The 9,659-nt window shown below is 38.4% G+C and carries 2 protein-coding genes; both read right to left on the reverse strand.

Annotated elements, in window-relative coordinates; genetic code table 11:
* Window positions 1-49: 49 nt before the first annotated feature.
* Window positions 50-4,741, reverse strand: a complete 4,692-nt coding sequence (locus C7B62_RS06990; protein WP_106234007.1) for a non-ribosomal peptide synthetase — start codon at window positions 4,739-4,741, stop codon at window positions 50-52.
* 89 nt (window positions 4,742-4,830) lie between these two features.
* Window positions 4,831-9,657, reverse strand: a complete 4,827-nt coding sequence (locus C7B62_RS06995; protein WP_106234010.1) for a non-ribosomal peptide synthetase — start codon at window positions 9,655-9,657, stop codon at window positions 4,831-4,833.
* Window positions 9,658-9,659 lie beyond the last annotated feature (2 nt).

Consider the following 9,659-nt stretch of genomic DNA (forward strand, 5'->3'; position numbering starts at 1 on the left):
GACTATTTAAACTAAAAGTGGAATGCTTAACTACTAATAAATTTTGCCTTTAAAGAGAGCAGTTTTCAAAATCAAACGTAACTTGTTGTTCTAACATTGTGATAGTTTGTTTTTGTTTTGCGGTTAATAGAGAGATATCCTGTAAAGAACTATCTGGATTGTTAATAATAAACTTCAGCAGTATTTTGAAATGAGTTAATACGGCATCAATTGTACTAACAGCAACTAAGTTAAAGTCGTAGTTTATACCTATTAATAAAGGGTAAACGGGAACTACAACTACAGTAATGGGATAATTAATTTTGTAAAAAGTATTGAAAGCAGTAATTTCTAGTTCTCGTTTATCTTCCCGTAAACTTTCAGGTTGTGGTAAGTTTTCAAAGACGACAATACTTTCAAACAAAGATGATCCTGGCGGTATTTCACTCCAGGTTTTAACTTCTACTAAAGGACTATATTCATATTGACGAATTTCAACTAATAATTTTTGAAGTTCTTTGAGCCAAGGTAGTATGGTCTGTTGGGGATCGACATTAACTCTGACAGGTAGAGTATTAAGTAACATTCCCGCAATGGATTCAACACCTTCTAATTCAGGTGGACGACCAGAGACAGTACAGCCATAAATTACCTCTTGTTGGCAACTGTAATAACTAAGTAAGATTGCCCAAGTTCCTTGAATTAGGGTATTTAACGTCAAGTGATTTTGTTTAACAAAAGCATTGAGCGCACTGCTCATGGCTGGAGATAAAGCAATTTGTCGATCATCATATTGTTCTTGGCGATCGCTATTGGCCTCCATATATAGATTATGGAGCGGAGTCGGCATTTTAATTCCTGCTAACATCTCTTGCCAAAACTGCTCCGCTTGAGATGTGTCTTGTTTTTGCAACCAGTCAATGTAACTACGGAAGGGAGTACTAGGAGCTAAAGATAACTCCTGTTCTTTACAGATACCTTGATATATTTGCACTACTTCATTGAGCAGTAGAGGAATTGACCAACCATCTGCCACAATAAAGTGTCTGGTCCAAATCAGTTCATAGATATCGTCAGCCAGGCGGAATAGAGTTAAGCGCATGGGACAGGGTTGAGCCAAATCGAAGCTATTGGCGCGATCTTGTTTTAAAAAGGAGTTCAATTGTTCTTGCTTTTGCTCGACCTCGATTCCTCGCCAATCGTGATGCTCTAAGGTTACTTCTACTTGTTTGTAGATAACTTGTAGGGGTTGTTCCACATCTTCCCAATAAAAACCCGTGCGTAAGATCGTGTGTCTTTGTATTACTTGCTGCCAAGCTCGTTCAAAAGCATCGATTTCGAGTAATGTTTTTAAGGTAAATGTGTCTTGGAACAAATACAGTCCGTTTTCCGAATCATATAGACTGTGGAAGAGAATACCCTTTTGTACGGGTGTAAGTTCGTAAATGTCTTCAATTGACCCCAACAGAGCAGGTGCAATCTTATCTTTTAATTCGAGTAATAAGAATTGATCACTATCTTGTGTTTCGGAAGTTAAATCAATCTCTGGAGAAGAATCTTTTGTTGTTATCTCTGCTGCTAAACTAGCGACGGTAGGATATTCAAATATTTGTTTGGGGGTAGTTTGTAACCCTACTTGGTGGACTTTGGCGACGATTTGAATACTTAAGATTGAGTCTCCGCCTAACTCGAAGAAATTATCGTGTATGCTTACTCGTTCAATTTCCAGTACCTTTGCCCAAATATCCGCCAGGATTGTTTCTGTGGGATTACGAGGAGGAACAAACACTTTTTCTGAATCAAGTTCATGTTTAACCTGTTCTGGTTCGGGTAACGCTTGGCGATCTACCTTGCCATTAGGGGTGAGAGGTAAAGCCTTTAATTGCACCCAAAGGTTAGGAATCATATAATCAGGTAATTTCTGACTGAGAAAATTTTGTAAGTCTTTATCGGTTAATGTCTGCCGTTGCTCTGTGACGATATATGCCGCGAGACGTTTTCGCTCGGATTTATCAATGGTAACTGTAGCGATCGCATCTTTAATATTAGGATGTTGTTGTAATGTGGATTCTATTTCACCTAATTCGATTCGATAGCCTCGAATTTTAACCTGATGGTCGATTCTACCTAAGAACTCTATGTTTCCATCTTCTAGATAGCGCGCCTTATCTCCAGTTTTGTAAAGAGAAGGCAGAAGATGTTTATTCTCTGAAGCAAGCTCTTCGATGAAAGGATTTTTGATAAACTTTTCAACAGTTAATTCTGGACGATTAAAATAACCTCTACTAACCTGTACACCGCCGATATAGATTTCTCCTGGTACGCCTATGGGGACTGGTTGTAAACTGCGATCAAGTAGATAAATTTGAGTATTAGCGATCGCTTTCCCTAAAGGTACTGTTGCGGATGCAGAGATGTTTGTTTCTGGGGAAATGGCAAAAGTACAAACTCCGATGGTGGTTTCTGTCGGGCCATAATGATTGAAAATTTGGCAATTAGGCTGATATTGTTGAACTTTATGGACTAATTGCCAGCTTAAGGCTTCCCCACCTAAGATTAAGCATTTTTTCGGTAATATTTTTTCTGGTTCGGCAGCACTGAGTAAAGCATTTAAGTGAGAGGGAACGATTTTAAGACAATCTAGAGAATAGCGATCGCTATAAGCTGCAAATGCTTCAGGATTGGTTGCTCTTTCAGTTGAGATGAGATGCAAACAGCCTCCAGTTAACAAAGCAGGGAAGACAACGGTATTACCTAAGTCGGCCGCGAGGGAAGAAACCAGAGCAAAACTTTTGTTTTCTTTTAAATTAAGTCTGTCAGAGATGGCATAGCAATAATTGAGGAGTTGTTGCTGTTCGATGGCTACTCCTTTGGGTTTTCCAGTCGAACCAGAAGTAAACAAGACATATGCTAAATTTTCTGTGGTTGTTTCGTTAGGGAGATTGGTATTACTTTCACCTGCAATCTTTTCCCAGTCTTCATCTAAACAAATTACTTTTCTATTGGATTGAGGTATGGTAGAAGCTAATTTTTGCTGAGTTAAAACTATCTGAGTATCTTCTAAGCGATCGCTCAATGCTTCTGTAGGAAGATTCGCATCAAGAGGTAAGTATGCCCCTCCTGCTTTGAGAATGCCTAACAGTCCGATAATTGATAAAGAGGATTTTTCTAAGTACAATCCTACTAATACTTCGGGCTTAACTCCTTTCTTTTGTAAGTAATGAGCTAATTGATTGGCTTGCTGATTGAGTTGGGCATAGGATAATTGTTGCTCCTCAAAAATAACCGCCATGTTATTGGGGGTTTTTTGTACTTGCTCCTCAAATAGTTGCTGAATAGATTTGTTTTGGGGATAGTCTTTTGCAGTTTGATTAAACTCTTGGAGAATTTTATGGCGATCACTTGCAGGAAGAATAGATAATTGCTCTATTTTTGATTCTGGATGTTCTTTGACATCTTCTAACAGGGTTTGAAACTGCCTAGCGATACTATCGATAGTCTCTGGTGAGAAATAATTGTGATCGTAATTAAGTTCTAGCAGTAGAGAGTTATTACTCTGAATACCAGATAGCTTAAGCTTATATTTTTCAATGCAGCTCGATTGTTTTAACAAAGAAAAAGTAACGCCGACCACATCTCGTGGAGTAGGCAATTCTTGAAACTCAAACCCAATGGGAAATACTAAATTATCATTAGCTATAGATTCTGGGACAAAATAATCTTGCCATTCTTGAACCGACTCTAAAGTCTGTCCCAGGGATGCTAAAACTTCAGCAAAAGTTTGACCCTGAGTGAAATCACTCTTAATTGGCAACCAGGTAGCCAACAATCCCATAATTGGGTGCATTTCTACATATTCTCGGCGATCGCTCTCCATGCCGATAACGATGCTAAATTCTTCTGTTAGTCGCCAGATCAAGATTTGCCAGCAGGCTAATAGAATTGTGGAGGTACTAGTTTGATACTTACGGGCAATAGTTTCTAATTTCGCCGTTATCTCTGGAGAAATCGCTGTATCTAGAGTTTGAATCTCCCGTGGTGATGATTTTAAAGGTGCGGAATGCACCATCCCGCAAGCACCTGAATTGAATTCGGGTGAACGAGGTGGCTTATTCTCGACTAGTAATCTCAATTGAGGCAAGGATGTAGGCTGTTGTTGCTGCCAAAATTGTCTTGCTGTTTCGGCATCTTCATCGGTTAATAATTGATTTTGCCATTCGGAAAATTGAACGTACTGTAATTCTGCTTCTGAAATACTTTGACCATAGTTGTTATAGTCATTAACAATCTCGTTAAACAGATTTTCCAGCGTCCAGCGATCACCACACAAAGCAGGTAGAGTAATCTGTAGAATATAGCTATTTGACTCAATTTGATATAGATATGTGCGTAAGATTGGCTCTGTTTCCAGGTTATATACTTGCTGTCTGGCTTTTTCAAACAACTCTTTCAGATTTAAGATGCGATCGCCCAAATCGATTTCTTGCCATGAAAACGAATTGCGATGAGGCTTCGCCAACCCTGTGCGAGCGCTTATAGTCATAACTGGCAGTTTAACACCAGGTAAACGACGAAAGTTCGTTCTCAATATTTGATGCCGATCGACAATTTGTTCCATAACCTGCTTCAATCTTGCTGGCTGTAAATTGCCTTGAATGGTGATCGCACCTTGAGTTAAATAAGCGGAATCATCCTGCTGGAGTAACCAGAGTCGTTTTTGTTGTGGTGAAAGCTGAAAGCCTTGAAGGGTTGATGTTGGCATGAATTTATAATCTTAAATATGTTAGTGGTTAATTATTTATTGTTTGTTATTGGTCATTAGCTATCAGTTTTTTTTTCTCGGCTATTCAGTCATCTTGAAGACTTAATTGTTTTAAATTTCGCTAATTTAGCAGCTTTTTTATGCTGTTTTGTTTTATTTCGCTCTGCTATTTCCGTATCACTCAGCATTTGGAGGGTATTAAGCCGAGCATCGGGAGTTTTCGTAACGCTGTGAAGTAAATTCTGGAAGTGAGTTGAGAAATTGTTAATAGTCGTCTTCTCAAACAAATCTGCATTATATTGCCACTCTCCCTCAATTCCTGCCTCTGTTTCCTTTAAAAACAAAGCTAGATCGAATCTGGTGGTTGTATCTTCAACTTCCATCATTTTTAAACTCAATCCTGGCAACTCGAAAGCTGGTAAGGGGGTATTTTGAAGTACCAATAACACCTGAAATAAAGGCGGAGTATGGCTCAAATATCTTTGAGGTTGTAACGCTTTTACCAAGCGATCAAATGGTAAATCCTGATGAGCATAAGCTCCTAATGTTACCTGGCATACTCGTTGGAGCAATTCCTTAAAACTAGGATTGCCACTTAAGTCTGTACGTAAAACCAATAAATTGATAAAAAAGCCAATCAATGGCTCTATTTCCGAGCGATTACGGTTAGCAACATCAGTACCAACTACAATGTCATCTTGACTTGTATAGCGTTGGAGTAATACTTGCAAAACTGCCAGCATCGTCATAAATAGACTTACCCCTGCTTGGCAGGATAGTGAATTAACAGCCTGAGATAAATCGGCAGGAATAATAAAAGTTTCCTTAGCACTAGGGTTAGTCGTAACTTCTTCTCGCGGACGAAAAGTAGGTAAGTTTAAGATGGGGAGTTGATTCAATTGTCGTTGCCAGTAAGTTAACTGAGCTTCTAAAAACTCTCCCTGTAATAGTTGGCGTTGCCAAACGGCAAAATCTGCATACTGAATTGGTAACTCTGGTAGCGGATTCGATTGGTTACTAGCAAATGCTGTATAAAGTTCCGATAGTTCCCGAATAAATAACCCTGTTGACCAACCATCGGAGATAATATGATGCATTGTCATCAAAAACAGATGTTTATTAGCCTCCAGTTTTAATAGAGTCAGTCTAAATAAAGGAGCTTGAGTTAGATCGAATACTTGTTCAGACTGAACTTTTGCTAGTCGTTTAACTTCTCTTTCCTGTTCAGTTGAGGATAATGTTGGTAAATTAATTATTGCTAAATCGATCTCTAACTTAGAAGCAATCTGTTGTATCGGTTGACCATCAATAACAGTAAAACTCGTTCGTAAAACTTCATGTCGTCTCACAATTTCGTTAATGCTATCTGAAAGTGCCTTTAGGTTAAGTTCGCCTTCTAGCTCTAAAATACTAGAGCCATTGTAGACAAAAGATTCTGATTCTAATTGAGCGAGAAACCAAAGTCGTTGTTGAGCAAAGGATAAAGGTAAATCTCCTTCTCTTGCTACAGGTTTAATCGGTGGTATTTCCAGGTTCGTCTTAGTCTCGATCTTTTCTAGTTGATTTGCTAATTCCGCTACTGTGGGATGTTCAAACAGACAACGCAAAGGCAACTCCACGGCTAAACTTTGACGGATCTTGGAGACAACTTGAGTCGCCAGTAAAGAATGTCCCCCTAATTCAAAGAAATTATCATTGATACCTACTTGTTCTAGATTCAACACTTGTTGCCAGATACTAGCGAGAATTTCCTCAAGAGGAATACGAGGCGCAATATATTTTGTAGTCGATATCTCAAAATCGGGAGTTGGTAGAGCATTGCGATCGCATTTTCCATTGGGAGTTAAAGGAAAAGCATCTAACTGCACCCAAGCAGCAGGAATCATATAATTTGGTAATTTGGGCTTGAGAAAATTTCGTAATTGTTTGCTGTTTAGTTGTTCTTGGGCAATGTAATAAGCAACTAATCTTTTCTCTCCAGTTTCATCTTCGCGATCGCTAACTACACAATCTTCAACAAGTGAATGTTTAGCTATGACTGTCTCAATTTCTCCTAGTTCAATTCTAAATCCGCGGATTTTAACCTGATTATCGATTCTGCCTAGATACTCAATCGAACCATTGGGCAACCATCGTCCCAGATCCCCTGTTTTGTAGAGTAAATCTGTCTCGACTCCTGGTAAAGGTTTGGCAGTTTCAGGAAAAGGATTGGCAATAAAACTAGCTTGGGTTTTTTCCTTATTGCGCCAATAACCAACTCCAACTCCATAACCCGATACGCATATTTCTCCTGGTACACCTATCGGCAATAGTTGTAAATTGCTGTCTAGAACATATAAATTCAAATTAGCTAAGGGCTTACCAATGGAAACTGTACTTTGATTGACTGCTAGAGGCTGATCTATAATTGCTTGAGTAATATCGTCACTAGATTCGCTTGGACCATAAGCATTAACGATGGGAATAGTGGGGTATAGTTTGAGCCAATCATTGACTGAAGTTACTGAAACCGACTCTCCCGTTACCATCAGCCATTGCAGATAAGGCAATTGTCTTTTCTCTATAGGTAAACCAGAGAGATAATTTAATAAGCTTTTAAGAACTACTGGTACTAATTCAACTAAAGTAATTTTATGGTCTTGAATAGTTTGCCAGAGCTTGTCTGGATTACAAACTGTTTCTGTATCGATAATAATTGTTTTCCCACCAATCATAATCGGTGCGAGAAATTGCCAGACGGAAATATCAGAGGAAGCGGGCGCACTTTGAAGAAAAGTTAAATCTTGAGTTAAGTTTAAAGCATCATATTGGGCATAAATGTGATTAATCGCCCCGCCATGACGAATAATCGTACCTTTGGGTAAACCAGTCGAACCAGAAGTGTAAATCATGTATGCAGGTTCGACTCCTGCTATTTCTAGATCTAACTTTAAATTGTCTGTTGGTAACCCTTGAAAGTTTTGTGGAGTATATATTTCAAGAATTTTATCTGCATCAATCTTAATAGTAAGATCGCATTCATCTAGACAGATAATATGTTCTAATTGGATACAATGTTCTAGAATACTGGCAGAATTTTCTAAGCAAAAGCGATCTCTCAGCAGAATTTTACTCTCACTATTGGCAAGTATATAGGCAATCCTTTCTGCTGGATAACTAGAATCGATGGGAACATAAACTCCTCCTGCTTTTAAAACCGCTAAAATAGCGATCGCAAAGTTAACACTTCTTTCCTGCCAAATACCAACAAAGTCTCCCTTTTGTAATCCTAAACTTTGTAGTAATTTTCCTATTTGATTAGCTTTGGTATTTAGCTCTTGATAAGTTAATTGAGTATCACGATCAACTACTGCAATTTTAAATGGTGCTTTGGCTACTTGAATTTCAAACAAGCGATCTATTGTTTTGGTGACGGGATAATCTCGGCTATTGTTATTAAACTCAACTAATAATTCTTGCCTTTCTACTTCCGTTAACATCTCAATATTCGATAGATGCAAGTCAGGATTGATAACAACATTTTCTAAAATTGTCTGATAGTGTCTCAGCAACCTTTGAACCTCATCTCTCTCAAAGCGATCGCAATTATATTCAAAACAAATATCCAAACTTTCATCTCGATCTCTAATCTCTAAAGTCAGATCGAATAATGCCATGCCATTATCAATAGCTATTTCTTCTACTTTTAATTCTGGTAGTTTTAAATTTGCACTCGGCAGATTATATAAAACGAACATCACCTGAAATAAAGGAGACTGGCTGATACTTCTTTCGGGATGTAGTTGAGCGACTAGTTTTTCAAAAGGTAAATCTTGATGGGCATAAGCTTTTAGGGCGACTTGTTTGACTTGTTGGAGTAATTCCGAAAAACGGGGATTCCCTGATAAATCGCTGCGAAGAACTAAAGTATTGAGAAATATACCAATTATGCCTTCTAATTCTGGGCGACTCCGATTAGCAATTGGTGAACCTACCAAAATATCTGATAAATCTGTATAGCGAGATAGCAAAACTTTGAATGCTGCCAACAGCAACATAAATAAGGTGACATTTTGTTGTTGACTTAGAGTTTTGAGTTTCTGGCTTAGTTGGGTTGACAGTAAAACTGATTCCCTCCCACCTCGACAAGAATCGGTATTGTTTGTCTTTATTTGTCGATTAATGCTAGGTAGTTCGAGTTTAGGTAAGCTGCCACTTAGTTGCTTTTCCCAGTAGTTGAGTTGAGTCGCAAAAATATTATCTGGTAGCTGTTTTTCCCACTGAGCAAAGTCTGCATATTGAATGGGTAATTCTAGTAAAGAAGGTGATTTCCCTTTTTTTAAGTCTGCATAAAGTGTGGTTACTTCTCGCATAAAAATCCCCATCGACCAACCATCGCAGATAATATGATGGACTACCATCAGCCAAAGATATTGTTTTTCTGAAAGCCGATACAGTTTTAGGCGAAATAAGGGGAATTCAGTTAAATCAAACGGTTTCCTGGCTTCTTGAGTGGCTAAAGCGATCGCTCTGACTTCGGAATTTGTTTCTTGTTCTATTTCAATTATGGGAAAACTTATTTCTAGATTAGGTGCAATTTGAGAAACGGGCTTTCCATCTTGGGCAACAAACTTACTCCGCAAAACTTGGTGACGCTGAAGAACCTGATTAAAGCTTTGTTCTAGCACAGGAACATCGAGAAACCCCGTTAACTTAATTAGGCTGATTTCGTTATACAGAGGTAGATCTGGCTGTAACTGATGGAGCAGCCATAGTCTCTCTTGAGCATAAGATAAAATTCCTGCATCAGAGTTTGACTGTGGATTACTTATTAATTTTGGTCTTGAATTTTTGAACTCCTTTTCCTTCAGACGAAGTTCCAACAATACTTTTTGTTCGGGAGAGAGAGCGGTAATTCTTTGTGAAAGATCTTTCATAT

Origin of the sequence: Pleurocapsa sp. CCALA 161 (assembly GCF_003003995.1) — a bacterium.
In the GTDB taxonomy this organism is placed as follows: domain Bacteria; phylum Cyanobacteriota; class Cyanobacteriia; order Cyanobacteriales; family Xenococcaceae; genus Waterburya.

What these genes read in the sequence shown, in the direction of transcription:
- C7B62_RS06990 (WP_106234007.1), bottom strand. Translation starts at nt 4,741, where the DNA reads ATGCCAACATCAACCCTTCAAGGCTTTCAGCTTTCACCACAACAAAAA.
- C7B62_RS06995 (WP_106234010.1), bottom strand. Translation starts at nt 9,657, where the DNA reads ATGAAAGATCTTTCACAAAGAATTACCGCTCTCTCTCCCGAACAAAAA.